Annotated in this window: 23 protein-coding genes; 16 read left to right on the top strand and 7 right to left on the bottom strand. The window is 62.8% G+C overall.

The window, feature by feature from the left end; all coding sequences use genetic code 11:
* Positions 1–121 precede the first annotated feature (121 nt).
* The gene (locus MIC97_RS07370; RefSeq protein WP_239799484.1) at positions 122–1,630 is read right to left on the bottom strand and encodes an ATP-binding protein; all 1,509 of its coding nucleotides are present in this window, start codon (positions 1,628–1,630) and stop codon (positions 122–124) included.
* A gap of 215 nt (positions 1,631–1,845) precedes the next feature.
* On the opposite strand from MIC97_RS07370, the gene MIC97_RS07365 reads away from it, so the two are divergent.
* The 6 genes from MIC97_RS07365 to MIC97_RS07340 all read left to right on the top strand — a co-directional run bounded on the left by MIC97_RS07365 (position 1,846) and on the right by MIC97_RS07340 (position 7,718).
* The gene (locus MIC97_RS07365; RefSeq protein WP_239799483.1) at positions 1,846–3,099 is read left to right on the top strand and encodes a sarcosine oxidase subunit beta family protein; all 1,254 of its coding nucleotides are present in this window, start codon (positions 1,846–1,848) and stop codon (positions 3,097–3,099) included.
* Positions 3,099–3,530, top strand: a complete 432-nt coding sequence (locus tag MIC97_RS07360) for a hypothetical protein (RefSeq protein ID WP_239799482.1) — start codon at positions 3,099–3,101, stop codon at positions 3,528–3,530. The genes MIC97_RS07365 and MIC97_RS07360 overlap by 1 nt, the downstream gene beginning before the upstream one ends.
* Before the next feature lie 18 nt (positions 3,531–3,548).
* Positions 3,549–3,839: a sarcosine oxidase subunit delta gene (locus MIC97_RS07355; protein WP_239799481.1), complete on the top strand. Its 291-nt coding sequence runs from the start codon at positions 3,549–3,551 to the stop codon at positions 3,837–3,839.
* Between the two features lies 1 nt (position 3,840).
* Positions 3,841–6,837 carry a sarcosine oxidase subunit alpha gene (locus MIC97_RS07350; protein WP_239799480.1) on the top strand — a complete coding sequence of 999 codons (2,997 nt, stop codon included), beginning with the start codon at positions 3,841–3,843 and terminating at the stop codon, positions 6,835–6,837.
* Positions 6,830–7,405 carry a sarcosine oxidase subunit gamma gene (locus MIC97_RS07345; RefSeq protein ID WP_239799479.1) on the top strand — a complete coding sequence of 192 codons (576 nt, stop codon included), beginning with the start codon at positions 6,830–6,832 and terminating at the stop codon, positions 7,403–7,405. The genes MIC97_RS07350 and MIC97_RS07345 overlap by 8 nt, the downstream gene beginning before the upstream one ends.
* A gap of 85 nt (positions 7,406–7,490) precedes the next feature.
* A complete protein-coding gene (locus MIC97_RS07340) occupies positions 7,491–7,718 on the top strand; it encodes a hypothetical protein (RefSeq protein ID WP_183831870.1) in 228 nt (75 codons plus the stop codon).
* Between the two features lie 127 nt (positions 7,719–7,845).
* Here the strand turns inward: MIC97_RS07340 and MIC97_RS07335 are convergent, their stop codons facing one another.
* The 6 genes from MIC97_RS07335 to MIC97_RS07310 form a co-directional block, all read right to left on the bottom strand.
* Positions 7,846–8,085 carry a DUF680 domain-containing protein gene (locus tag MIC97_RS07335; RefSeq protein WP_239799478.1) on the bottom strand — a complete coding sequence of 80 codons (240 nt, stop codon included), beginning with the start codon at positions 8,083–8,085 and terminating at the stop codon, positions 7,846–7,848.
* A gap of 586 nt (positions 8,086–8,671) precedes the next feature.
* Positions 8,672–9,343, bottom strand: a complete 672-nt coding sequence (locus MIC97_RS07330; protein ID WP_239799477.1) for a TetR/AcrR family transcriptional regulator — start codon at positions 9,341–9,343, stop codon at positions 8,672–8,674.
* Positions 9,344–9,419: 76 nt separating this feature from the next.
* The gene (locus tag MIC97_RS07325; protein WP_239799476.1) at positions 9,420–9,890 is read right to left on the bottom strand and encodes a MaoC family dehydratase; all 471 of its coding nucleotides are present in this window, start codon (positions 9,888–9,890) and stop codon (positions 9,420–9,422) included.
* 108 nt (positions 9,891–9,998) lie between these two features.
* A complete protein-coding gene (locus MIC97_RS07320; protein ID WP_239799475.1) occupies positions 9,999–13,127 on the bottom strand; it encodes an efflux RND transporter permease subunit in 3,129 nt (1,042 codons plus the stop codon).
* A gap of 30 nt (positions 13,128–13,157) precedes the next feature.
* Positions 13,158–14,300, bottom strand: coding sequence for an efflux RND transporter periplasmic adaptor subunit (locus tag MIC97_RS07315; protein ID WP_239799474.1), 1,143 nt, complete (start codon positions 14,298–14,300; stop codon positions 13,158–13,160).
* A gap of 171 nt (positions 14,301–14,471) precedes the next feature.
* Positions 14,472–15,299, bottom strand: a complete 828-nt coding sequence (locus MIC97_RS07310; RefSeq protein ID WP_183831864.1) for a MurR/RpiR family transcriptional regulator — start codon at positions 15,297–15,299, stop codon at positions 14,472–14,474.
* 142 nt (positions 15,300–15,441) lie between these two features.
* Between MIC97_RS07310 and MIC97_RS07305 the strand changes: the two genes are divergently transcribed.
* From MIC97_RS07305 to MIC97_RS07260, 10 genes are all read left to right on the top strand, one after another.
* The gene (locus MIC97_RS07305) at positions 15,442–16,230 is read left to right on the top strand and encodes an N-formylglutamate amidohydrolase (protein ID WP_239799473.1); all 789 of its coding nucleotides are present in this window, start codon (positions 15,442–15,444) and stop codon (positions 16,228–16,230) included.
* Positions 16,223–16,735 (top strand): TRAP transporter small permease subunit, encoded by a 513-nt coding sequence (locus tag MIC97_RS07300; protein WP_239799472.1) that lies wholly within the window; start codon positions 16,223–16,225, stop codon positions 16,733–16,735. The genes MIC97_RS07305 and MIC97_RS07300 overlap by 8 nt, the downstream gene beginning before the upstream one ends.
* Entirely contained in the window at positions 16,732–18,060 is a 1,329-nt protein-coding gene (locus MIC97_RS07295) for a TRAP transporter large permease subunit (protein WP_183831861.1), read from the top strand. The genes MIC97_RS07300 and MIC97_RS07295 overlap by 4 nt, the downstream gene beginning before the upstream one ends.
* Before the next feature lie 109 nt (positions 18,061–18,169).
* A complete protein-coding gene (locus MIC97_RS07290) occupies positions 18,170–19,240 on the top strand; it encodes a TRAP transporter substrate-binding protein (RefSeq protein WP_183831860.1) in 1,071 nt (356 codons plus the stop codon).
* 94 nt (positions 19,241–19,334) lie between these two features.
* A complete protein-coding gene (locus tag MIC97_RS07285) occupies positions 19,335–20,705 on the top strand; it encodes a glutamine synthetase family protein (RefSeq protein WP_239799471.1) in 1,371 nt (456 codons plus the stop codon).
* Between the two features lie 115 nt (positions 20,706–20,820).
* On the top strand, positions 20,821–22,209 hold the full coding sequence (locus MIC97_RS07280) for an aldehyde dehydrogenase family protein (RefSeq protein WP_239799470.1): 1,389 nt from the start codon (positions 20,821–20,823) through the stop codon (positions 22,207–22,209).
* 94 nt (positions 22,210–22,303) lie between these two features.
* Positions 22,304–23,476, top strand: coding sequence for an iron-containing alcohol dehydrogenase (locus MIC97_RS07275; protein WP_239799469.1), 1,173 nt, complete (start codon positions 22,304–22,306; stop codon positions 23,474–23,476).
* A 223-nt stretch (positions 23,477–23,699) separates the two neighbouring features.
* Positions 23,700–24,800 carry an ABC transporter substrate-binding protein gene (locus MIC97_RS07270; RefSeq protein WP_239799468.1) on the top strand — a complete coding sequence of 367 codons (1,101 nt, stop codon included), beginning with the start codon at positions 23,700–23,702 and terminating at the stop codon, positions 24,798–24,800.
* Positions 24,801–24,967: 167 nt separating this feature from the next.
* Positions 24,968–25,855, top strand: a complete 888-nt coding sequence (locus tag MIC97_RS07265; RefSeq protein ID WP_239799467.1) for an ABC transporter permease subunit — start codon at positions 24,968–24,970, stop codon at positions 25,853–25,855.
* Positions 25,852–26,643, top strand: a complete 792-nt coding sequence (locus tag MIC97_RS07260) for an ABC transporter permease (protein WP_183831854.1) — start codon at positions 25,852–25,854, stop codon at positions 26,641–26,643. Before MIC97_RS07265 ends, MIC97_RS07260 begins: the two co-directional genes overlap by 4 nt.
* The last annotated feature ends 7 nt before the right edge of the window (positions 26,644–26,650 follow it).

Here is a 26,650-nt window from a genome sequence, read left to right as displayed (position 1 = left end):
AAGCCTCCAGCTTCCGTGACGGCTCCCGCCACGAATTTGCGGCGGCTAGTATCAGAATGGGGGTTTGTTGTCCATACCATATTTCGCCGGTGGACCTGAGAGTGCAGCGCTGTGGCGCATGTTATTCGGCAGCGTCGGCCGAAGGCGCGGCTTCATCGGGCGCGTTGGGATCTCCGGGCGCGGTTTCGCAGCCGAGATCCGGGAAAGCCACGACGCGATTGTTGTGGAAATCGGTGCGCACGACGATCAGGTCGCGCTCCTCGAAATAGGTGAGAAGCCTGCGGGCACGGCGCGCTGAATGGGTGCCGTAGGCGCGCGCCAGCGTGGCGTCGGAGGGACAGGGCGCGCCGGTGACGGCGGCCTGCGCCACCATAAGAAACACGCCCTGCACGTCATCGGGCAGGCTTTCGGACAGCTGGAGCGCCTGCGGCCAGGCTTCGCCGCCGGCGGTCTTGCGGTCGACGCCCGCACGGGCGACGGCAAGGCGCCTGCGGAAAGCGGCTAGTTGCAGCGGTTCGCCCACGACCCGGCGAATGCGGCAGCGCACCAGAAAATCCTGATAGAGAACGGCATCGGTGCGGAAGCCGGCGTCAGGATCTTCGAGGATTTCCTTCAGCACGGTGTCGATGCCCGCCTCGCGCTCCGCCTCGTCGATTTCGGGGAACATCGGCTCGACCGGGGGTGGCATCGGGGCCGGTTGCGGACGCGCAAGCTGGGCCATCAGATCGGCGGTGGGAATGGGCTGAGGTGCTGCTTTGCGCATCGGCATGCGCACCTCCTCCGGACCCGGCGTGAACACCAGGTCGGCCATGTCCTCCGTCTTCTCGGGAAGCGGCATCAGCTTCGGGCTGACCGAGCGCGCCGAGGTTTCAACCGCGCCGATGGTGATCGGCAGGGGGCGGCGCGACATGGCAGGTCCGAGCGCCACGAAACGGCCACGGGCCAGATCGCGGAACATTTCGGCCTGCCGCCGCTCCATGCCCAGAAGGTCGGCGGCGCGGGCCATGTCGATGTCGAGGAAGGTGCGCCCCATGAGGAAGTTGGAGGCTTCCGCCGCGACGTTCTTGGCGAGCTTGGCCAGCCGCTGGGTGGCGATGACGCCGGCAAGGCCGCGCTTGCGGCCACGGCACATCAAGTTGGTCATGGCGGCAAGCGAGATGCGGCGCGCCTCGTCGGAGACTTCGCCGGCTGCGGCCGGTGCGAAGAGCTGCGCCTCGTCGACCACGACGAGAACCGGATACCAGTATTCGCGCTCGGCATCGAACATGCCGCCAAGGAAGGCGGCGGCGGCGCGCATCTGCTGGTCGACGTCGAGACCTTCCAGATTGAGCACGGCGGAGACGCGATGCTGGCGGATGCGGCCGGCGATGCGGGTCAGCTCGGCCTCGGTGCGCTGCGCATCGACCACCACATGCCCGAACTTGTCGGCCAGGGTGACGAAATCGCCTTCCGGGTCGATCACGCATTGCTGCACCCAGGGCGCGCTCTGCTCCAGCAGGCGGCGCAAAAGATGCGACTTGCCCGAACCCGAATTGCCCTGCACGAGCAATCGGGTGGCCAGCAGTTCCTCAAGATCGATCATGGCCGGCTTCCCTGGGGAGGCCGTGCCCATGTCAATGTCGACTCTCATTGCAGCTCCTTGTACTGGCGCTTTACCATTGCTGCGCCCCGGTTGCGAAGCCGTGCGGGGCGATACCCACAGGCGCGCTTCGCCGCAGCCGCTGACGGCGTTTATTGCGGCGGGCTCCGTCGCAAACAGCGCATGGGTGGCCGGGCTGTTTGGCTAGTGATAAGAAAAAGCACCTTCGTCGGAAAACTTGCCGTCCAATCGCGAGGCGTCGGAACGTGAAGAAATACTCGGTATTCGCCATCGCGCGGGAAGCCATGCGCGGCCACAAGGGGTGGGAGCAGCAATGGACCTCGCCGGAACCGAAGGCGGACTATGATGTTATCATCATAGGCGCGGGCGGGCATGGGCTGGGCACGGCCTACTATCTCGCCAGGGAGCACGGCATCACCAATGTGGCGGTGCTCGAAAAGGGCTGGCTCGGTGGCGGCAATACGGGCCGCAACACCACCATCATCCGCTCCAACTATCTGTATGACGAATCGGCCGGCATCTACGACCATGCGCTGAAGCTGTGGGACGGGCTTTCGCAGGACCTTAACTACAATGTGATGTACTCGGCGCGCGGCGTCATGATGCTGGCGCACAATGTTCATGACGTGCAGTCGCTCAAGCGCCATGTCCATGCCAATCGGCTGAACGGCATCGACAATGAATGGCTGACGCCGGAACAGGCGAAGGAATACTGTCCGCCGCTCAACATATCGCGCGATGCGCGCTATCCGGTCGTCGGCGCTTCCTTGCAGCGTCGTGGCGGCACGGCCCGCCATGACGCGGTTGCATGGGGCTATGCGCGCGGCGCCTCGGCGCGCGGCGTCCACATCATCCAGAACTGCGAGGTCACGGGCATCACGCGCGGGCCAAACGGTGCCGTTACAGGCGTTGAAACATCGCGCGGACCGATCGGCGCGAAGAAGATCGGCGTAGTCGCGGCCGGCAACACCTCCGTCGTCATGAATATGGCCGGGGTGCGCATGCCGCTGGAAAGCTATCCGCTGCAGGCGCTGGTATCGGAGCCGGTCAAGCCGGTGGTGCCCTGCGTGGTCATGTCCAACACGGTTCATGCCTATATCTCGCAGTCCGACAAGGGCGAACTGGTGATCGGGGCGGGAACCGACCAGTATTATTCCTATTCGCAGGCCGGCTCGCTTCACAATCTGGAACACACGCTCGATGCGATCTGCGAGATGTTTCCGGTGTTCACCCGCATGAAGATGCTGCGCTCATGGGGCGGCATTGTCGACGTGACGCCCGACCGCTCGCCGATATTGGCGAAGACGCCGGTGAATGGGCTCTATGTGAATTGCGGCTGGGGCACCGGCGGCTTCAAGGCGACTCCCGGCTCGGCGCATGTCTTCGCCCACACGATCGCGCGCGACGAGCCACATCCGATCAACGCGCCGTTCTCGCTGGAGCGTTTCCGCACCGGCCGGCTGATCGACGAGGCGGCGGCGGCCGCCGTGGCGCATTGATGCCGGTGCTTTCGGCGATCCTGCTGGCGGCGCAGACGGCGACAGTCACGTCGGTGCGTGACGAGCGCAGCCTGTTTCATCTGCCCAGCCCCGAAGAGGTGCGCGTGCAGTCGGTGGCGCGCACGGACAACGAGCAGCACTGGCCCTTCGTGCCCGAAGAGGGGCTTTTGATGTGCGTCTGGAGCGGAGGGCGCAAGGTCGTGATGTTTGCGGCGAAGCCGGACGGGAGCGAGACCGAAGCAAGGCCCGATCTGGTTTTCGTCTCGACCAATCCTCTCGATGCGACGCTGATGAACATGGGCAGCACCCATCTGATCGCGAAGACAGAAGGTGTCGGGGAACTGATCAGGCGCTTTGCGCCCTTCGAGCAACTTGGCCAGCGCCTGTGCAACCAGCCACAGGGCGCGAGGATCGGCCATAGCGAATTATAGGACAGGAATGGCGAGCCCATGCTTTTGATCCGCTGCCCCTATTGCGAGGAAGAACGCCCGGAGACCGAGTTCCGGCATGCGGGCGAGGCCCATGTGGCGCGCCCGTCCGACATCGCTTCGATCAGCGACGAGGCGTTCGAGGCGTTCTTCTTCATTCGCGCCAACACGCGCGGCACCATCTATGAGCGCTGGCGTCACATTCACGGCTGCGCCCGCTTCTTCAACGCGGTGCGCGATTCGGTGAGCGACCGCCTTATCGTCACCTATAAGGCCGGCGAGCCGAAGCCGAAGAAGCTTCCGGGGGTATAACATGGCCGAATCTCTCCGACTTCCGGGCAAAGGCCGCCTTGCGCAGGCCAGAACCGCCCGCTTTACCTTCGACGGCAAGAGCTACAGCGGGGTTGCGGGCGACACGCTGGCCTCGGCACTGCTTGCCAATGGCGTGCACCTTGTCGGCCGCTCGTTCAAATATCACCGGCCGCGGGGCATCCTCTCGGCCGGTGCGGAAGAGCCGAATGCACTGGTCGGCATCCATCGCGATGCTTCGCGCAAGACGCCAAACGTGCGCGCCACGGTGCAGGAACTCTATGACGGGCTGACCGCTGTTTCGCAGAACCGCTGGCCGTCGCTCGGCTTTGACGTGGGTGCGGTCAACGACCTTGCCTCGCCGCTGTTCTCCGCCGGCTTCTACTACAAGACATTCATGTGGCCGAAGGCGGCATGGAAATCGTTTTATGAGCCGTTCATCCGCTCCGCCGCCGGCCTTGGCTTTGCGCCGGACCAGCCCGATCCGGATCATTACGCCGCGCGCTTTGCCCATTGCGAGGTGTTGGTTCTGGGTGGCGGGGCGGCAGGACTCGCGGCGGCTCTGGCCGCGGCGGAATCCGGCCTGCGGGTCATCATCTGCGACGAACAGGCCGAGCTTGGCGGTTCCCTGCGTTTCGAGAGCGGTGCGGTCATCGATGGTGAGAGCGGCTGGCAGTGGGCGCAGGCGGCGCGGGCGAAGCTGGCTGCGATGGACAATGTGCAGGTGCTGACCCGCACCACGGCATTCGGATATTATCTTCAGAACTTCGTCGCGCTCACCGAGAGGGTGAGCGATCACCTTTCCAATCCGTCCGGCGGCCTGCCGCGAGAACGGCTGTGGCAGGTGCGGGCGAAGCGCGTGGTGCTCGCCACCGGCTCCATCGAGCGGCACATGGTGTTCGCGGACAACGACCGGCCGGGCATCATGCTGGCATCTGCGGCGCGCACCTATCTCAACCACTACGGCGTCGCGGTGGGCAAAAATGTCGGCGTCTACACTGCCAATGACAGTGCCTATGCGGCGGCCATCGACCTGAAGAAGGCCGGTGTCGGGGTGGCGGCGATCGTCGACCTGCGCGACAATCCGACCGGCGAGCTGGTGGACGAGGCGCGTGCGCTCGGCATCGAGATCCATGGCGGGCGCGGCGTGGTCCGTGTCGGCGGGCGGCTGCGGGTCAGTTCCATGACGGTGCGTCCGCGCACCGGCAGAGGGGGCGAGCGCACCATTCCTGTCGACGCGCTTTTGATGTCGGCCGGCTGGACGCCGTCGGTGCATCTGTTCTCACAATCGCGCGGCAAGGTCGCCTTCAACGACGAGGTCAAGCGCTTCCTGCCCGGCACCTATGCGCAGGACTGCATCTCGGTCGGCGCCTGCAACGGTACCGACGGACTTTCCGCCACCATCGATGAGGCTTATGCGGCCGGCGTAAAGGCTGCAAAGGAAGCCGGTGGCAAGGTGGCGAAACCGGCAAAGCCGAAGGTGGAAGCCAGCGAGAACTGGTCGCGCGGCATGCTGGGCGCGGGACCGGGGGCGGAGGCCGGCACCACGGTCAAGGCGTTCGTGGATTTCCAGAACGATGTGACGGCCAAGGACATCCGCCAGGCGGTTCACGAAGGCATGCAGTCGATCGAGCATGTCAAGCGTTTTACCACCAACGGCATGGCGACCGATCAGGGCAAGACCTCCAACATGCACGGTCTGGCCATCGCCGCCGAGGAACTCGGCCGGACGATCCCTGAGGTTGGCCTGACCACGTTCCGCGCGCCCTACACGCCGGTGACGTTCGGCGCCATTGTCGGCCACGCACGCGGAAAACTGTTCGATCCGACGCGCCGCACCGCCATGCATGGCTGGGCCGAACGTCATGGCGCGGTGTTCGAGGATGTCGGCCAGTGGAAGCGTGCATGGTATTTCCCGCGCGCCGGCGAGGATATGCAGGCGGCCGTCAACCGCGAATGCGTGACCGTACGCAAGAGTGCCGGCCTGTTCGACGCCTCGACGCTGGGCAAGATCGAGGTTGTGGGGCCGGATGCGGCGGCTTTCATGGAACTCATGTACACCAATCCTTGGCAGAAGCTGGAAGTGGGCCGCTGCCGCTACGGCGTGATGCTGCGCGAGGACGGCTTCATCTATGACGATGGCGTGGTCGGGCGGCTGGCAGACGACCGCTTCCATGTGACGACGACCACCGGCGGTGCTGCCCGCGTCATGAACCATATGGAGGATTATCTCCAGACCGAGTTCCCGCATCTGAAGGTGTGGCTGACCTCGATCTCCGAGCAATGGGCGGTGATCGCCGTTCAGGGGCCGAAAAGCCGCGACATCATCGCGCCGCTGGTCGAGGGCATCGACATTTCGGATGCGGCCATGCCGCATATGTCGGTGCGCGAGGGCAGCATCTGCGGCGTGCCGGCGCGGCTGTTCCGCATGTCGTTCTCCGGCGAGCGCGGCTTCGAGGTGAACGTGCCGGCCGATTATGGCGAAGCGGTGTGGGAGGCGCTGTGGGCCGAGGGGCAGAAGCATGGCGCCTGTGCCTACGGCACCGAAACCATGCATGTGCTGCGGGCCGAGAAAGGCTACATCATCGTCGGGCAGGACACGGACGGCACGGTAACGCCGAACGATGCCGGTCTCGACTGGGCTGTGGGCAAGAAGAAGGCTGATTTCGTCGGCATTCGCGGGCTGAAGCGGCCGGATCTGATGGCGGAAGGGCGCAGGCAGCTCGTTGGCCTGAAGACGCGCGATCCCGATGTGGTTCTGGAAGAGGGCGCGCAGATCGTCGCCGATCCGGAGCAGGCGGTGCCCATGAAGATGATCGGCCACGTTTCCTCCAGCTACTGGTCAGAAAATTGCAGCCGTTCCATCGCGCTGGCGCTGGTGGAAGGCGGCGCCAGACGAACGGGCGAAACACTTTACGTGCCGATGCCCGACCGCACCATCGAGGTGGAGGTCACCGGCACGGTATTCTTTGACGAGAAGGGGGAACGCCTCAATGGCTAAGGCAGCTAAGACCGTAAAGGCGGAAGCGGCGGCCGAGCGGCGGCCTGCGCTCGCTGGGCAGGAGGTATCGGCAAGCGGGGTGCGGGTCGAGGTGCTGCCGCCTGCTAATCGCGTGTCGCTGCGCGTGCCGGAAGAAGCGGTGGCTTCGCTGTCGCGGGCGCTCGGCGTTACCCTGCCACAGAAGCCGAAAACTTCCGCGGCAAAAGCCGCGCGGACGGCGTTCTGGCTGGGGCCGGACGAATGGTTCGTCATTGACACGGCGGGCGGCGACATACTGGCGGATTGCGGTAAGGCAAAGGGGCTTCATTCGGCGGTCGATGTGTCGCACCGCAATGTCGCCTTCGGGGTGAGCGGGCCAGCCGCGGAGGCAACACTTGCCGCCGGCTGCCCGCAGGATCTGTCGTTACAGGCGTTTGCCGCAGGCGCGTGCTCACGCACGGTGTTCGGCAAGGCGGAAATCCTGCTTTACAGGGTGAGCGAACAGGAATTCCGGGTGGAGTGCTGGCGGTCCTTCTCCGATTATGTGTTCGGCCTGCTGTCGGAAGGCGCGCGCGACGCAGCAGCCTGAGGGAACCCGGAGCCGGGGAACCGAGTTTCTGTATCGTCACCTGCTTTGGGACAGGTCCGGGACAAACTGGCCGGGAGAAACTGGAATGGCAAGCAACGTGAAAACCGACAACAAGACACGCAGCAAGACATCTGCCGTGAAGTCGCTGGAGCATGAGCGGCAGGTACAGGATCAGACCGAAGAGCTGGAGGAAGGTCTCGAAGACACTTTTCCGGCCAGCGACCCCGTTTCGGTAACGTCTTCCGCCATTCCCGGCGGGCCCAAGAAACCCGGGCAGGCCAAGACGGTCACAGGTCGCAAGCCGGGACGCTAAGGCGACATTTTTCCGCAGGGCTTTTTACCTTCGGCCAGAACGGCTCCCGGCGACGCCTTGGAAAAAGATCATGAAAAAAGGGCGGCTATCCGGGGGAAGGATGCCGCCCTTTCCGTATCGTGCGTACTCAGAGACCAGGCACGAACGGGTTTACGCCGATACCGAGACGAGGGCCGGAGGTCTTGCCTTCGCTGGTGGCGTTGTTGATCGATGCGGTTTTGGCGCAGTCGATCTTCACTTTCTTGCCAGTGGTGGGGCTGACCGCGACGCACTCGGTCGTGGCCTTTGCCTGTGTCGTGGTGGAAGCTGCCATGCTGACGCCGGACAAGGCGAGCAGGGCGGAAAGCGCGATGAGGGCGGTTTTCATTTCCTTCTCCGATCGTACGTGTATTTTATGGCGTACATGTATAATTATTAAAAACGTAAATCAAGAAGAAATTGTACATGTACGGAAATTGGCGCGCGACAACGTTCCTGCAGCTTTGGCAGGCAGCCGAGGATCATCCGTGCGTCCATCTGCGCTGCGCCCAGCGTGATGCAATCCGCGGACAGGGCGGTGTTCAAATGCAGAGACCTGATGCCCTTGGCCTGAGCGCCTGCACACCCTTTGCCTCAGGATGATGACGCAGAGCCGGGAAACAGTCAGGCAGAAGAGGAGGGAGAATATCTAAAGCGTATCGCGATCATTCAGGTTCGTTCCTGACGCTTTAAGTCCCAGTTTTCACGCATATTGCCCAAAACAGTTCTCACTTTCGGGCGAGATACGTCAGAGCATTTGCAGTGAAACGTCATCGTCTGACGAAGCACGGTGGAGCGGCGGGGTGCCTTCGTCGGAATGCCGCTGGTATGGTGCTACAAGCGCGCTTACCGGATCGGGCCACGCGGCTGACGAGCCCTCTGGCATGACCAGACGAAAGAGCTGCGCTTTCTTCGCCGATCTGAAGGCCGACGGATCAGGTGGGGGGAGCGAGCCGCGCCCGGCACATCGATCCGGGATTGTCACTCAGCGGCTTGATGTCCTGACCCTCAAGAGCACCGAGCGCGAAATCGCACATCTGCTTCAGGAAGGCGTCGCGATCGCCGAACTCGTGGAAGGGGAAGGTGATCATCAGGGAGATGGTGCCGTGGGCTATGCTCCACAGCATGGTGGCGATGGCGAAGGAATCGCCTTTCAGCTTCCCGGCCGCGATGCAGGCTTCGACACGGGTCAGAAGCGCCAGCATGGCGGGGTTGTTGGCCTCCATTTCCTCGAAGGTCATGCCCTCGGGAGGTCTGGTCTTCTCGGTCATGAAGACGATGCGATATTCGTTCGGATTGCCGAGGCCGAAGGCTGCGTATTCGGTCATCACCGCGCGCAGCGCCTCGACCGGATCGTCGGATGTGTTTTCTTCGATGCGCCGCGCAAGGATGGCGAAGCGGTCTTCCGCCAGTGCCAGCAGAATATCCTGCTTGTCGGCGAAATAGGAGTAGACGGACATCGGCGCATAGCCGACTCGCCTGGCAAGCTTGCGGATGGTGAGGCCATCATAGCCTTCTTCCTGCACAAGCTGGCGCGCCGCCTCGATCAGGTCTGATCGAAGCGTTTCTCTGTGTCGTTCGCGCCGTTCCTGAACGGTGGGCGACACGGTCTTTGTTTTGCGAGTGTCCTCCACAGGAGCGACTATATCCCTGATATGAGTGGGGGCAAGCCGTGCCGCAGCGTCAGGCTTGCGGTTCGGCGAAGGTGAGCGTGAGCCAGCGTGCGGTGAAGGCGGGCTTCTTCGATCCTTCGATCTCAACGGTCACATCGTGCATCACCTGCACCCAGCCGGACGGGCGGGCCTTGACGTCGGCCAGCACGAAGCGGGCGCGGATGCGCGATCCGGTCTTGACCGGGGTCATGAAGCGAACTTCGTCGAAGCCCTGATTGACGCCCATCTTGCCCTTTTCCAGCGGCGGCAAAGTCTCGAAGGTCATGGCCGAGAGCAGCGAAAGAAGCAGGAAGCCATGGGCGATGGTGCCGCCGAAGGGGGTTTCCCGGGCGGCGCGTTCAGGATCGCAATGGATGAACTGGTGATCGTCTGTCGCGTCGGCGAACTGATCGATCATGGTCTGCGTTACGGTGCGCCAGGGCGAGACGCCAACTTCCTTGCCAACACTGGCCAGAAGCTCATCGAGCGTGATCGGTTGCATGGCTGCCGCTTCTCCTGATGCCCGCATATCACCTTGGTTCGGGCAGGAGCAATACAGGGCCGTGTCCGCCCTGTCACCCTTCCGGTGTTAGCTTCGTCTGAAGGTTTGCTATTCCGCGGGCTCTACATTGGTGTAGGCGGCTTCTTCCAGCTCGCGGCGCAGGCGGTTCTGTTCCTCGACCTTCGGCGTGACGAAGCGGCCGAGCAGCAGATAGGCGACCGGCGTGAGGAAGAGAGTGGAGACGGTGGCAAGGCCGAGACCGCCGACGATGACCCACCCGAGCGCGATGCGGGCCTCGGCGCCGGCGCCGCTGGCCAGCACCAGCGGCAGGCCGCCCAGCACGGTGCAGATCATGGTCATCAGCACCGGGCGCAGGCGCACGTTGGCCGCCTCTTCGATAGCCTGACGTACATTGGCGCCACGGTCACGCAGCTGGTTGGCGAATTCCACGATGAGGATGCCGTTCTTGGCCATGACGCCGACCAGCAGCACCAGTCCGATCTGGCTGTAGGCGTTGAGGCTGGTGCCGGTGAGCACCAGCGCGACGATGGCGCAGGCGAGGCCGAGCGGCACCGTGGCCATGATGATGATGGCCGATATAAAGCTTTCGAACTGCGCGGCCAGCACCAGAAGGATGATGACCAGCGCGAAGCCGAACACGGTGATCATGCCCGCATTGGTTTCGCCCAGCGTCGCGGCTTCGGCCAACGGCAGGATCCGCACCCCGGCCGGCATTAGCGGTTCGGCGATGCGCTGCGCTTCGACATAGGCGTCGCCAAGCGCGAAATCGGCGCGCAGATCGGTGGTGATGGCCACCGAGGCCTGGCGCTGCTCGCGCGTCAGGGTCGGCGGCACTGCCTTCTCGGTCAGCGTGGTGATGGTCGACATCGGCACGAAGCGGCCGTCGCCCGTCCTGAGGAACAGGTTCTCCAGATCGGTCGGGTCGTTGACCGGATTGGTGGTCGAGACGAGTTTGACGCCGAACGCGCGGTCGCCGATGAAGACGTCGCCGATCTCGTTGCCGTCGAGCATGGCCTGCAGCGTATTGGCCAGCCCGTTGATGTCGATGCCGAGGTCGGATGCCCGCTCGCGGTCAATGGCGACCGAGAGCTGCGGCTGCGACGGGTCGATGGACAGGCGCGGCTTCTCGAAGCGCGGATCCTGCTCCATGGTGGCGATGATGTTGTCAGCTATGGCGCTGAGCGTGGCGCGGTCATTGCCGACGAGGGCGAACTGCAGGCCGTTGCCCGCGCCGCGGATGCCGAGGCTGTTGGGCTGGATGGGGAAGACGCGTATGGCCGGCATCTGGCGCGTCAGGCCATTGATCTGCGACCAGATCTCCTGCTGGCTGCGGCTGCGCTTGTCCCAGGGCGCGAGCGTGATCACCATGAAGCCGCTGTTGTAGTTGCCGCTGTTGCCGGCATACTGGAACGTGCTTTCGATCTCGCCCGTCATGCGCATGGGCTCGATCAGTTGCTCGATGGTGCGCATCTGCGCGGCCGTATAGTCGAGGCTGACGCCCTGAGGGGCGCTGACCCGCAGCAGCACCATGGAACGGTCCTCGCTCGGCGTCAGTTCCTGACGGATCGTTCCGAACAGGATGACCGCGAGGCCGGCAAACAGAACCGCCACCAGCACCACCAGCCATGGGGCATTGAGGCAGGCGTTCAGGCAGCGCTTGTAGAGGCCGCCGAGCTTCGCGCCGATGCGGCCGCCGATGCCGGTTCCGCCCTCGTGGTGCAATGACGCCGAAGTCAGCATGCGCGACGCCAGCATCGGGCACAGCGTCAGCGCCACCACGCCCGAGAGCAGGACGGAGATCGCCAGCACGAAGCCGAATTCTCGGAACAGGCCGCCGGTCTGGCCCGGCATGAAGGAGATCGGCACGAAGACGGCGATGAGGGTTGCCGTGGTCGCCACCACGGCGAAGAACACCTCCTGCGTGCCAAGCACGGCGGCGGCGCGGGGGCCGAGGCCCTGATTGCGCCGGCGCACGATGTTTTCCAGCACCACGATGGCGTCGTCGACGACGAGGCCGGTGGCGAGAACCAGCGCCAGCAAGGTGAGGATGTTGATGGAGAAGCCGGCCAGATAAATGGCGGCGATGGTGCCGATCATGGCCACCGGCATGGACAGGCCCGGAATGAGGGTGGCGCGCCAGTCGAGCAGGAAGGCGTAGATAACGATGAGCACGATCGACACCGCCAGCGCCAGCGCGATCTCGACCTCGTGAACCGCGCCGTTGACGAAGACGGCATCATCCGAGGTGATCTTGATGGTCATGCCTTCCGGCAGGTTCTGCTGGATGTTTTCGACCGCGGCCCTCACGCCATTGGAAATTTCAAGCGTGTTGGATTCGGCGGCGCGCACGATGCCGATGCCGATGCCGGTCTTGCCGTCCGAGCGCAGCATGCTCTGGCCGATGTCGGGGCCGAGCGTCACCGTCGCCACATCGCCGATGCGGGTGTTGCCGTCGATGTAGATCTGCTCGAAAGCCTCGGGCGTGTTCACTTCGGCGCTGGTGCGCACGACCAGATTCTGGTCGGAGGTGGAGATCGATCCTGCCGGCTTGTCGAAGGCGACGGACGCCAGAGCCGCGCGCAGGTCCGCCACGGTGAAGCCAAGGCTGGCGAGCCTTGCCTGATTGACGTCGATGCGGAAGATCTTCTCGCGATCGCCGTTGATCTGGACGTCGGCCACGCCAGGCACGGCGGCGAGCGTGTCCTCGATCTGGTCCTCGACGATGACGGTCATGTCCTCGACGGTCATCGTGTCGGAGGTGACGGCCAGACGCATGACCGCCTCGGCATTGGCGTCGGCCTTCACGATGCGCGGCGCGTCGGCCTCGTCAGGCAACTGGTTGGTGACGCGCGAGACGGCGTCGCGCACGTCGGAGGCGGCGACGTTGAGATCGACGCCGTCATTGAACTCGATGGTGACGCGGCTCGACCCATAGGACGAGCGCGACGAGATGGACTTCACGCCGGAGACGCGGGCAACCGCGCTTTCGATGACGTCGGTCATCTCGCGGTCGACCGTTTCGGCCGCCGCGCCGGTGAAGTTGGTGTTCACGGAAATGACGGCGCGGTCGACGTCCGGCAACTCACGAACCTCGACGCCGTAGAAGGCGGCGACGCCGGCCACTGCAATCAGCACGTTGAGCACGAAGGCCAGAACCGGGCGGCGGATGAAAAGCGCCGTCAGGCCTTTCTGGCCACTCTTGATCTCGTCATTCATGGCATGGTCTCGTTATTTCCGGGGCGGCCTTCAGCCGTCCGCATCCACGCTTCGGGCCGCGTCGCCGGCGATGCGCACGCCGCCGCCGTCACGCACGCTCTGCACGCCTTCGATGACGACGACAGTGCCTGCAGCGATTGGTGCGTCGATCAGCACATTTTCGGTGTTGCGCTGAACGATGCGCACAGGCACGCGCTTTGCCTTGCCGTCATCCACGGTCCAGATGAATGCGCCTTCCGAGCCCCACTGCACGGCAAGCGGGCTGACCGCCGGGTAGGATTCGCCGGGGAACGACATGTTGATCTGGAACGACATGCCGGCACGCAGAGAATCCGAGGGGTTGGCGATCGTTGCCTGCACCCAGAGCGTGCGGCTTTTCTCGTCAATGCGATTGTCGATGGCGCTGACCGTGCCCGCATATTCCCGGTCGGGATTGGCAAGCGGCGTCGCCCTGATCGGAGCGCCGATCTCGATCATCGATGCGAAACGTTCAGGGACGTGAAAATCGACAAGAATCGAGGAGCGGTCGTCGATGGTGGCGATCGACGTCTGGCTGGTGACATAGTTGCCGGCTTCGATCGGCAGAATGCCGACGACGCCGGAAATGGGCGACGTGACGGAGCGGCGATCCAGTGCCACTTCAGCGTCGTGCAGGCTCAGTTCGGCGTTGCGCAGCGCAAGTTCTGCATCCGTGAGCTGGACCTGCGTGGCGGCGTTGGACGACCGGAGCTGACGGATGCGCGCAACCTTGGCAACGGCATCCTCGTGAACGACTTTCGCGCGCTCGACGGCGATTTCCTCGGTGGCGGAATCCAGTCTGGCAATGACCTGCCCGGCTTCCACGCGCGAGCCCGAGACGACCAGAAGTTCAGTCAGGCGGCCGGAGCCATAGGGTGTCACGGCCACCGTGGCTTTGGCGCGGCCGGTGCCGATGGCGTTGAGCCTGTCGTTGATTGTCGCGGTGGTGGCCGTGGCCGCGACGACCGAAACGCTGCGGGGGCCTTCACCCTGTTCGCCGGTCGCGATGGAGCCGGTGCGGGTGGCAGGGTTTTCCGCCGTGCCGATGCCGAGACGGGCCAGAGTGTCGGTCGAGGCAGGCATGAACATGTAGCCCCCAACTGCGATTGCAGCGAGAATCGCTATTGAGAACAGGATCTGCTTCCAGGCTGCCATCGAAACTCCGGTCGTCTGCCAAACTGCGCGCCGCATTCCGAGCGTGGAATTCAAGCGCAGGGTACCACGAAATGCACATCGTGCCCGGTACCCAACCTTTATGACAATTCTCCGGTGGCAAAGCACATTAAATCTGCGTAAGGTTGCTCAACCCCTTGCAGAGGATGCGTTTCAGCGCAGCCCTTCCATCTCGCGGATACGTCTGGCGCCCTCCGTTTCGAGGCGTCTTGTGACGGCGTCGATCAGCGATTCCGCTATGACGAAAAGCGAAGCCGAGGAATCCCACGCCGAAGGCATGGCGGTGCGGCCTGCCACCACATATTTGGCGAAGCGCGATATGGGCGACAGCCACTGATCGGTGACGAGCACGATGGCGACGCCGCGCTGATGCGCTTTTTCGGCGAAACGCAGCAGGCTGTCCTGATAGCGGCGTATGTCGAAGATCAGCACGATATCCTGCTTGCCCATGTCGATGAGCCGGTCGCGCCACATGCTTTCCTGCCCTGCCAGATGAAAGACGTTCGGGCGGATGATGGCCAGATGGGCAGCCGTGTAACGGGCCAGCGGATCGGTAAAGCGGCCGCCAATCAAAAACAGATGCCCGCGCTTTTCGGCCAGACAGGCGGCGATATCCTCAAGCTGGCGATCGGAAATATGACGGAATGTCTCACGCAGATTGTCGAGGGTTGCCTCCAGCATCGGCGAGACGGCGCCCTTGCCGCGGCTGCTCGGCGCATAGGTGCGCGAGGCGGGCGATTGCAGCTGCGCGGCAAGCTCGTCCTGAAGCGTGGCCTGAAACTCGGCGTAGTTGTGAAACCCCAGCCGGGCGACGAAGCGCAGGATGGTGGGCGACGACACTCCGGCCTGCTGCGAGAAGTCCGCCACCGTCTTCAGACCCAGCAGCGGATAGTTGGCGATCAGCGTCTGTGCTGCCCGCCGTTCGCCGGCCGGCATGTCATCGATGCGCTCCGTGATAAGCTCGGCGATGCTGGAGTTCATGATATCCCCATTTGGAAGCGATTGGGCCAGAGCCCGATAAAACGGATTTGACAAAGCTGAGCAATGTGTATGAAATCATCCGTCAAGGCGAAATGAAAAACAATAAGTAACATATGATACGTCGCCTGGGGAACGGAGAGCTATGGGGAACGAGCGTTCATCAGAGCAGGCTGTCAGGGTTACGAATCCGGGAGGGCAAAGCCCTTATGTGTTCACCTGCGACCATGCATCCAACTACATGCCGGCCGAAATCGGAACGCTTGGCCTGTCGCAGGATGATTTTCAGCGTCATATAGCCTGGGACCCCGGCGCTTTGGCGGTCGCGACCCTGATGGCGAATGCGCTCGATGCCACGCTGATCGAAACCTGCATGTCGCGGCTGGTGATCGACTGCAACCGCCCGCTCGATGCGCATAATCTGATCCCGGCAACCAGCGAAACCACGACCATACCCGGCAATGCCGGCCTGACTCCCGATCAAAGGCAGGCGCGCGTCGATCTTGCGTGGAGGCCGTTTCACAACACGATCGCCGCCACCATCGAGGAGCGGCTGGCGGCGGGACGCGAGACGCGGCTGGTATCCGTCCATTCCTACACGCCGGTCTATTTCGGAGAAAATCGGCCCTGGCACATCGGAATCATCCATGATGAGGACGAGCGCATTTCAGCGCCATTGCTGCGCGCGCTGAATTCCGTGGCGGGCATCAGGGTGGGGGCGAATGAGCCCTATTCACCAGCTGATCTGGTTTATTTCACGCTGGAGCATCACGCCCGCGCGCGTGGGCTTGCCTGCGCGATGATCGAAATACGCAATGACGAGATCGCCGACGCGGCCGGCCAGCGCAAATGGGCGGAACTGCTCGGCTCGCTGCTCGCCAACATCCATGTCGGCGGCAACACTGAGGGAGACAAGGGAGGCGTCAATGCCTGAACCCATCAGGCTCTACGTTCGCTGGGTCGATGCGATCGGCTACGGGGTCGGTCGTTTCGCGATGTATCTGATCTTTCCGATGGGCGCGATACTGCTCTACTCGACGGTCATGCGCGTCGTCTTCGGCTACCCGGTCAACTGGGTCATGGAGATGTCGCAGTTCATGCTGTCGGCATATTATCTGCTGGGCGGAGCCTATTCCCTGCAGATCGATGCGCATGTGCGCATGGACCTGTTCTACGGCATGATGTCGCCGCGCCGCCGTGCGATGACCGATGCTTTCACCATTCTTTTCGTCATCTTCTATCTGGCGGTGCTGTTCCGTGCGGGCGTGTCGTCCACGGAATATGCCATCACCTACGGCCAGAAGAACTACACGGCCTGGGCGCCGCCTCTGTGGCCGATCAAGACGATCATGACATTCGGCATCTTCCTGATGCTGCTGCAATCCATTTCCACTTTCTTCAAGAACGTGGCTGAAGCGCGTGGGAAGCCGCTGACATGAGTTCGGAACTGATCACCCTTTTCATGTTCGCGTCCATGCTGCTGCTCATGGCGACGGGGCAGCGCGTGTTCGGCGTCATCGGCGCGGTGGGCGCCGGTGCGGCGCTGTGGCTGTGGGGCGATGGCGCGGCGGAAATGCCGTTCAACGCGGCTTTTCAGGTGCTCAACTGGTATCCGCTGATCACCGTGCCGTTCTTCGTCTTCATGGGTTACATGCTGTCGGAATCCGGCATCGCCACCAATCTCTACCGGATGTTCCATGTCTGGTTCGGGTCGGTGCGCGGCGGTCTTGCCATCGGCACCATGGGCCTGATGATCATCATCTCGATGGTCAACGGCCTGTCGGTGGCGGGCATGGCCATCGGAGCGACGGTGGCGCTGCCGGAACTGCTGCGCCGCGGCTACGACAAGACGATGATCACGGGCGTCATTCAGGGCGGCTCGTCGCTCGGCATCATGGGGCCGCCTTCGGTGGTGCTCATTCTCTATGCGATGATCGCGCGCCAGCCGGTTTTGCAGCTCTGGCTTGCCGGCATCGGGCCGTTCATCCTGATGGCGATCATCTTCACCGCCTACATCTATATACGCTGCCGCCTGCAGCCCGAGATGGGGCCGGCGCTGTCGAAGGAGGAACTCAGCCAGATCACCATGCGCGAGAAGCTGGTGCTGCTGCGCGCGGGCCTGCTGCCTTTCGGCCTGTTCGCCACGATCATGGGCCTGTTCCTCACCGGCACCACCAGCCTGGTTGAAACCTCGATGGTCGGTGCGCTTCTGGCGCTGCTGGCCGCGCTGTTCACCGGGCGCCTGACGAAGAGCGTGATGGAGGAGACGACGCGCAACACGCTGTCGGTTTCGGCGATGTTCCTGTGGATCATCCTCGGCGCACTGTGCTTCAGTGCCGTCTACGACGGTCTGGGAGCCATCAAGGCGATCGAGAACCTGCTGCTCCACACCTGGGAGCTGAGCCCGTGGGGCGTGCTGTCGATGATGCTGTTTTCCTTCATCATCCTTGGCATGTTCCTCGACGACACCGCGATGCTGGTCATCGTTGCGCCGCTCTACATTCCGCTGGTCAAGGCGCTCGGTTTCGATCTGATCTGGTTCGGCATTCTTTATACGATCACCTGTCAGATCGCCTATATCGTGCCGCCCTTCGGCTACAATCTGTTCCTGATGCGGGCCATGGCGCCGCCGGAAATCACCATTGTCGACATCTACAAGTCGATCATTCCGTTCTTCTTCATGATGGTGTTGACGATGATCATCATCATGATCTTCCCGGACATCGCGATGTGGCTGCCTGAGACCTACATGGGCAAGCGCTGAGATGAGCCATATGCGCCTTGTTTCCGAAAGGCGTGGGGCGGGGCGAAACATGCCGGCCCGCCCGAGTGAGTGAAGCGTTGACGGTTCGACATAACAGAGGGAGCAACTCATGACCGACAGCAAGAAGACCATCAGCAAGCGCGATTTCTTGCGCAAATCCGTTCTGACAGGGGCTGGCGCCGTGGGCGCCACGGCACTTGCCACCCCCTATGTGAAGGCGCAGGCGCCGATCAAGTGGCGCCTCCAGACCTATGCCGGTCCGGCGCTTGCCGATCACGTCTGCAAGCCGGCCATCGATGCCTTCAACAAGGCGGCCAATGGCGAGATGGTGATCGAGATGTACACCGCCGACCAGCTCGTGCCGCAGGGCGAGCTGTTCCGCGCCGTGCAGACCGGCACCATCGACGCCGCCCAGAGCGACGATGATTCCATGGCGTCGCCCGTGGATGTCGCCGTGTTCGGCGCCTACTTCCCCTTCGCCTCCCGTTACAGCCTCGACGTTCCGGTGCTGTGGAACTGGTATGGCTTGAAGGAGATCTGGGAAGAAGCCTATGGCGAGGTCCCCGGCGTGACCTGGCTCAGCGCCGGCGCATGGGATCCGTGCAACTTCGCCACCACCAAGCCGATCCGTTCGGTGGCGGACCTGAAGGGTCTGCGCGTCTACACCTTCCCGACCGGCGGCCAGTTCATCTCGCGCCTTGGCGTGGTGCCGGTTACCCTGCCGTGGGAAGACATCGAAGTCGCGCTCCAGACAGGCGAGATCGACGGTATCGCATGGTGCGGCGCCACCGAAACCTACACGGTGGGCTGGGCGGACGTCACCAAATACTATCTCACCAACAACATCTCGGGCGCATGGTCTGGCTCGTTCTTCGCCAACACCGACAAATGGAACGCGGTGCCCGATCATCTCAAGACGCTGTTCAATCTGGCGATGGATTCCTCGCACTACTATCGCCAGCACTGGTACTGGTGGGGCGAGGCGCACTACCGCACTACGGGCGGCAAGCTCGAACTCACCACCATTCCCGAAGAGGAGTGGAAGGGCGTCGAGGACATGGCGATGGAGTTCTGGGACGAAATCGCCGCCAAGAGCGAGCGCAACGCCAAGGTCGTTGAAATCCTGAAAAAGTATCAGGACACCATGCGCAAGGCCGGCGCACCCTATCGTTACGGCTGATGCATTTCGGTCCGGCCGCTCCGGTGGCCGGACCTCCTTCCAGATTTTGAACTGAACTCGCAATCATGCAGCCGCAGGGGCGGCGGAGAAGAGAATGGCCGGAAAACTTTCGTTCGATCAATTGAAGAGCGCAGTCGCCTCGGGCGAAATCGATACCGTTCTGACGGCATCGGTCGACATGCAGGGTCGTCTCATCGGCAAGCGCTTCGTGGCGCAGTTCTTCGTCGATTCCGCCTATGAGGAGACGCATGGCTGCAACTATCTGATGGCAGACGACATCGATATGGAGCCGGTGCCCGGCTACAAGGCGGCAAGCTGGTCGAAGGGCTATGGCGACTTCGTCATGAAGCCGGACCTGTCCACCATCCGCCCCGTGCCATGGCTGGAAAAGACGGCGCTGGTGATCTGCGACGCGCAGGATCACCATACCCGCGAAGATCTGCCGCATTCGCCGCGCGGCATTCTGCGCCGCCAGCTCAAGAGGCTGGAGGAGCGCGGCTACATCGCCTATTTCGCCTCCGAGCTGGAATTCTTCCTGTTTTCGGAAACCTATGCGACTGCCCGTGACAAGTACTGGCAGAAGCTCGACACGGCCTCTCCCTATATCGGTGATTATCTGATCGATATCACCTCCAAGGAAGAGGGATATATGCGGCGTCTGCGCAATGAGCTGAGCGCTGCCGGCATCCCGATCGAATGCTCCAAGGGCGAATGGGGCCCAGGCCAGGAGGAAATCAACGGCCGCTATGCCGAGGCGCTCGAAATGGCCGACCGCCATGTCTTCATGAAGAACGGCGCCAAGGAGATCGCCCATCAGGAAGGCAAGGCCGTGACCTTCATGGCCAAGTACAATTACGATCTTGCCGGCAATTCCAGCCACATCCACAATTCGGTGTGGAGCGCCGACGGCAAGACACCGCTGTTCTTCGACAAGAACGCACCGTGGACCCTGTCGGAGCTTGGCCGCCAGTGGTCGGCCGGCCAGATCAAATACGCACGCGAATATACCTATTTCCTCGCGCCCTACATCAACTCCTACAAGCGTTTTCAGGCCGGCACCTTTGCGCCGACCAAGATCATGTGGTCGGAAGACAACCGCACGGCCGGCTTCCGCCTGTGTGGCGAGGGCAGCAAGGCGATCCGCATGGAATGCCGGATCGGCGGCGCGGACCTCAATCCCTATCTGGCATTCGCTGCGCTCATCGCCGCCGGCCTTGCCGGTCTCGACGAGAAGCTGGAACTGCAGAAGCCGTTCGTCGGCGACGCCTATCAGGCCTCCAGACTTCCTGAAATTCCCAAGACATTGCGCGACGCGACCGAGACCCTGAACAAGTCGAAGCTGCTGCGGCAGGCTTTCGGCGACGATGTGGTGGATCATTATGTCCACACGGCCCGCTGGGAGCAGATGGAGTATGACCGGCGCATCACCGACTGGGAACTGCATCGCGGTTTCGAGCGCTACTGAGCACAGCCAGATTCCGGAGGGAGCGGCTGCAGGGCAGCGGCTCTTTCCGGAACAGCCGGAACTGCAGGAAATGGGGCGGTGTGTCCGCCCGGACAACTGACGAAGGACGACAACCATGACCGAAACGGTCAAGCTCATCTCCCCGATCGACGGCTCGGTCTACGCCGAACGACCGGTCGCGACCGATCAGGCGCTCAACGCTGCCGTCGAGCGCGCCCGCGCTGCCCAGCCCGGCTGGGCGCAGGTATCGGTCGCCGAGCGCGGCAAATACATGCTCGCCATGCTGGAAGCGCTTTTCTCCATGACCGACGAGGTCGTGCCGGAAATTGCGTGGCAGATGGGCCGCCCGATTCGATATGGCGGCGAATTCGGCGGCGTGCGCGAGCGCGCCTCCTACATGATCGAAATTGCCGAACAGGCGCTGAAGCCGGTCGCCGCAGCCAATCCGAAGGACGGTTTCCGCCGCTATGTGAAGAAGGAGCCGCTGGGCGTGGTGATGGTCATCGCGCCGTGGAACTATCCTTATCTCACGGCGGTCAACACTATCGTTCCGGCGCTGATGGCCGGCTCGACGGTGATCCTCAAGCACGCGGCCCAGACGCTGCTGGTGGGCGAGCGCTTCGCCAAAGCCTTCGAGATGGCCGGTCTGCCGAAGGGCGTTTTCCAGAACGTCGTGCTCAACCATGGCCAGACCGAGAAGCTGCTCGGCTCCGGCAAGATCGACCATGTCAACTTCACCGGATCGGTTGGGGGAGGGCGTGCCATCGAAAAGGCAGCCGCGGGCACCTTCATGACGCTCGGCCTCGAACTCGGCGGCAAGGATCCCGCCTATGTGCTGCCGGATGCGGGCATAGAAAATGCGGTCGCCAGCCTTGTCGACGGCGCCTTCTTCAATTCGGGGCAGTGCTGCTGCGGCATCGAGCGCGTCTATGTGCACGAGAAGGTCTATGACCAGTTCGTGGAAGGCTTCATTGCCGAGACGAAGAACTATGTGGTCGGCAATCCGCTGGAGCAGTCCACGACGCTCGGGCCGATGGCGCATGCGCGCTTTGCCGACCTGATCCGCGAGCAGAAGGCGGAAGCCCTGCGCAAGGGCGCGGTTGCGCATATCAACATGAAGGTCGATGGCGACGTTGCCGGCTCGCCCTATATCGGGCCGGAAGTGCTCACCAATGTCGATCACCAGATGAGCGTCATGCGTGAAGAGAGCTTTGGCCCCATCGTCGGCATCATGAAGGTGCGCAACGACGAAGAGGCCATCGCGCTGATGAACGACAGCCCGTATGGTCTCACGGCCTCGATCTGGACCAGCGATACCGAGCACGCGATCTCGATCGGCGATCAGGTCGAAACCGGCACCGTCTTCATGAACCGCTGCGACTATCTTGATCCGGCGCTGGTATGGACCGGCGTGAAGGACACCGGCAAGGGCGCGGCACTGTCGGCCATCGGCTACGACAACCTGACACGCCCGAAGAGCTACCATCTGAAGGAAAATATCTGATGTTCGCCGTCATTCCGGATACAGGCTTCGCCGCGTTTCACGGAATGGTGGACATCGGCTCCCAATCTGGCTTCCCCATCGAAAGATCATCTAAATGACCAATCCCGTCTCCAAATGGAATTATCCGACCACCGTTTTCTTCGGAGTCGGCCGCATCAACGAGTTGCCGGCAGCGCTTGCTTCCACCGGCATCAGGAACCCGCTCTTCGTCACTGATCCGGGTCTGGCGAAGCTGCCCGTCGTTGCCTTGACGCTGGCCATTCTCGATGCCGCCAAAGTGCCCTACGGCGTATTCTCCGACGTCAAGCCGAACCCGGTCGAGTCCAATCTGACGGCCGGCATCGAGGTCTTCAACAAGGGCGGCCATGACGGCGTCATCGCCTTCGGCGGCGGCTCGGCGCTGGACCTTGGCAAGCTGATCGCCTTCCAGGCCGGACAGAGCCGCCCGGTGTGGGACTTCGAGGACATCGGCGACTGGTGGACGCGCGCCGACGCGGACAAGATCGTGCCGATCGTGGCGGTGCCGACCACCGCCGGAACCGGCTCAGAGGTTGGCCGTGCCGGCGTCATCACGCATGAGGCTTCGCACACCAAGAAGGTCATCTTCCACCCGAAGATGATGCCGGCCATCGTAGTTGCCGATCCGGAACTGACCGCCGGCATGCCGCCGTTCATCACTGCCGGCACCGGCATGGATGCGCTGGCGCACTGCCTCGAAGCCTATTGCGCGCCGGGCTATCACCCGATGGCCGACGGCATTGCCGTGGAAGGCGTTCGTCTGGTTCTGGAAAACCTGCCGAAGGCGTTCCATGACGGCTCGGACCTGATCGCCCGCGCCAACATGATGTCGGCGGCAGCCATGGGCGCCACGGCATTCCAGAAAGGGCTCGGTGCCATCCATTCGCTGTCGCATCCGATCGGTGCGCTTTATGATACCCACCACGGCATGACCAATGCCGTGTTCATGCCCTATGTGCTGGCCTTCAACCGCGAGGCGATCGAGGAACGCATCGAGCGGCTCGCAGCCTATTGCGGCATTGAGGGCGGGTTCGATGGATTTGCGGCGGCAATCATCAGGCTGCGTGAGGAACTGAAGGTTCCGCATACGCTGCCGGGCCTGATCAAAGACCTCGATATGGATGCCGCACGCAAGGACCTCATCGCGGAAATGGCCATCGTCGATCCGACCGCTGGCGGAAATCCGCTCAAGCTGACCAAGGAAGGTGCGCTCAGACTGCTTGAGGGCGCTCTCACCGGAACCGTCTGAGAAGCAGCATAAGCTGCCCGGACTGCAACAGAAACTCCAGAGGGGAAACAGGAGGGTATTATTTAGCCGGAAAATAATAGGGGCCGATTGCTAGTATCGGCCAAAGTAGTTTAGCCTTTCACTTTGTGGCGGGCGGGTTTCATCTGGCTTTCATCCAAACGTCACATGAACTCGCTACCGCGTCGCAGGCGTCACAAGGCGTCAGCTCAATGGAGATAACGAGATGTTCAAGTTTGCGGGGAAGGTACTGTCCGTAACGGCAACCGCTCTGATGGTCACGTCGGCTATTTCGTCCGCCCAGTCGCTGGATGAAATCGTCGAGGCGGCCAAGAAGGAAGGCATGCTGACCACAATCGCCCTGCCGCACGACTGGTGCGGATGGGAAGGCATTCTGGCTGGTTTCAAGGCCAAGTATCCGGAAATCACCATCAATGAACTGAACCCGGACGCCGGCTCGGCCGACGAGATCGAGGCGATCCGCGCCAACAAGGGCAACACCGGCCCGCAGGCTCCTGACGTGATCGACGTCGGTCTCGCTTTCGGTCCGTCCTCGACCAAGGAAGGCCTGCTCCTGCCTTACAAGGTTTCGACCTTCGACGGCATCGAGGTCAAGGATCCGGAAGGCCACTGGTACGGCGGCTATTATGGCGTTCTCGCGTTCGAGGTGAACACCGACATCGTCAAGGAAGTGCCGCAGGACTGGGCCGATCTGCTGAAGCCCGAATATGCCAATTCCGTTGCGCTGGCGGGTGATCCGCGCGCGGCGAACCAGGCGATCCTGTCGGTCTATGCTGCGGGCCTTTCGGCTGCCGGCGGCGACGCCTCCAAGGCTTCGGAAGCCGGTCTCGACTTCTTCAAGCAGCTCAACGAGAAGGGCAATTTCGTGCCGGTCATCGGCAAGGCCTCGTCGCTTGCGCAGGGCACCACGCCGATCATCGTGCGCTGGGACTACAACGCCCTTGCTGACCGCGACACGCTGAACGGCAACCCGCCGGTTGAGGTCGTGGTGCCGAAGAGCGGTGTTCTCGCAGGCGTTTACGCGCAGGCGATCAGCGCCCATGCGCCGCATCCGAACGCCGCCAAGCTGTGGCTGGAATACATCTATTCCGACGAGGGCCAGATCGGCTTCCTGAAGGGCTACTGCCACCCGGCCCGTTTCAACCAGCTGGTTTCCGAAGGCAAGGTGCCGCAGGAAATCCTCGACAAGCTGCCGCCGGCGGAAGCCTACACCAAGGCCGTGTTCCCGACGCTTGAGGAACAGGATGCCAACAAGAACGCCGTCACCGGCGGCTGGGACAGCGTCGTCGGCGCCAACGTCCAGTAAGGCGGCCTGAACAATCCGGCGCGGCTCCGCAGGGAGCCGCGCCGGAGCGACCGGGCATCAATGCGAAGCCGGACTGGTTTCGCCCATTGCCTGTACACAGGGGTAAGATCGCCAGAGCGTGGCTGTTAAAGTGCGCGGTGATCGCGGGAAGAAGGCATGTGTTGCGCATGAGCCAATCGATCGCCGCGCCGGCTTCTGCGGTAACACGTCCGCGCATGTCGTTTGCGTGGCTTGGCGTGATGCCGTTTCTGCTGTTCGCGCTTCTGTTTCTCGTTTTGCCGACCATGCAGATCATCGTCGGTTCCTTCCGCAATGCCGCGGGCGAGTTCACGCTCGACAACATCATCAACCTGTTCCAGCCGTCGATCATGGCGGCCTACTGGATTTCGATCCGCATCAGCGTGGCTTCCGCGCTGCTCGGCTGCCTCGTCGGCTTCCTCATGGCATGGGCAATGGTGCTGGGGGGACTGCCCGCGTGGCTGCGCTCGCCGATGCTCACCTTCTCGGGCGTGGCCTCCAATTTCGCCGGCATTCCGCTGGCCTTTGCCTTTCTCGCCACCTTCGGGCGGCTCGGCCTCGTCACGCTCATCCTGCGCGACTGGTTCGGCATCAATATTTACGGAATGGGCTTCAACATCCTGTCCTTCGGCGGACTGACGCTGACCTATCTGTTCTTCCAGATCCCGCTCACCATCCTGATCATGACGCCGGCGCTGGACGGCATGCGCCGCGAATGGCGCGAGGCCGCCTCCATTCTGGGGGCATCGCCCTTCCAGTACTGGCGCATGGTGGCGCTGCCGATCCTGTGGCCCAGTCTGCTCGGTACCTTCGCGCTGCTGTTTGCCAATGCCTTCGGCGCGGTCGCAACCGCCTATGCGTTGACCGGCAGCTCGCTGTCCATCGTGCCGATCCTGCTGTTCGCGCAGATACGCGGCGATGTCCTGCAGGATCCGCATCTCGGTTATGCGCTCGCCTTCGGCATGATCGTCATCACCGGTATCGCGAACTTCATCTATATCTGGCTTCGCGCCCGCAGCGAGAGGTGGATGAAATGAAGATCAACCGCATCTGGTCCTGGCTGTTCTTCGGCATTGGCGCGCTTTATTTCATTTTCCCGCTGGTCAGTACGGCCGAATTCTCGCTCAAGATGCGTCGCGGCGCCTACACCCTCGATGCCTACTGGACGGTGCTGGCCGATCCGCGCTTCCAGCAGACCTTCACCTATTCCGTGCTGATGGCGCTCGCCACCATCGCCTTCGGCGTGCTGCTTGTGGTGCCAACCGCATACTGGGTTCGGCTGAAGCTGCCGCGCTGGCGTCCGGTTCTGGAATTCGTCACGCTTTTGCCGCTGATCATTCCGCCGATCGTCATCGTGTTCGGCTATATCCGCCTCTACAACACCTCGTCATGGCTGCCGCTCACCGGTTCGGCCATGGGCACCAACCTGCTCCTGATGTTCGGCTATGTGATCCTTTCGCTGCCTTACATGTACCGGGCGGTGGATACCGGCTTGCGCGCCATCGACGTCGCCACGCTGACGGAAGCCGCGCAGAGCCTTGGTGCCGGATGGATCACGATCCTTGCGCGGGTCATCCTGCCGAATGTGGCGGTGGCGGTTTTGTCGGGCGCATTCATCACCTTCGCCATCGTCATCGGCGAGTTCGTCATGGCGGCGCTGCTCAACCGGCCATCCTTCGGCCCGTACATGCAGTTGCTCGGCGCCAACCGCGCCTATGAGCCGGCGGCACTTGCCGTGATCGCCTTTGCCATAACCTGGGGCTGCATGGCCCTGATCCAGTTCGTCTCGAAGTTCGCGCCCAAGGCGCCGGGCGTTCAGCACTGAGAACGGA

It is taken from the genome of Aquamicrobium sp. NLF2-7 (assembly GCF_022359935.1).
GTDB classification, from domain to species: domain Bacteria; phylum Pseudomonadota; class Alphaproteobacteria; order Rhizobiales; family Rhizobiaceae; genus Mesorhizobium; species Mesorhizobium lusatiense.
This window is presented reverse-complemented; position numbering and strand designations above follow the sequence as displayed.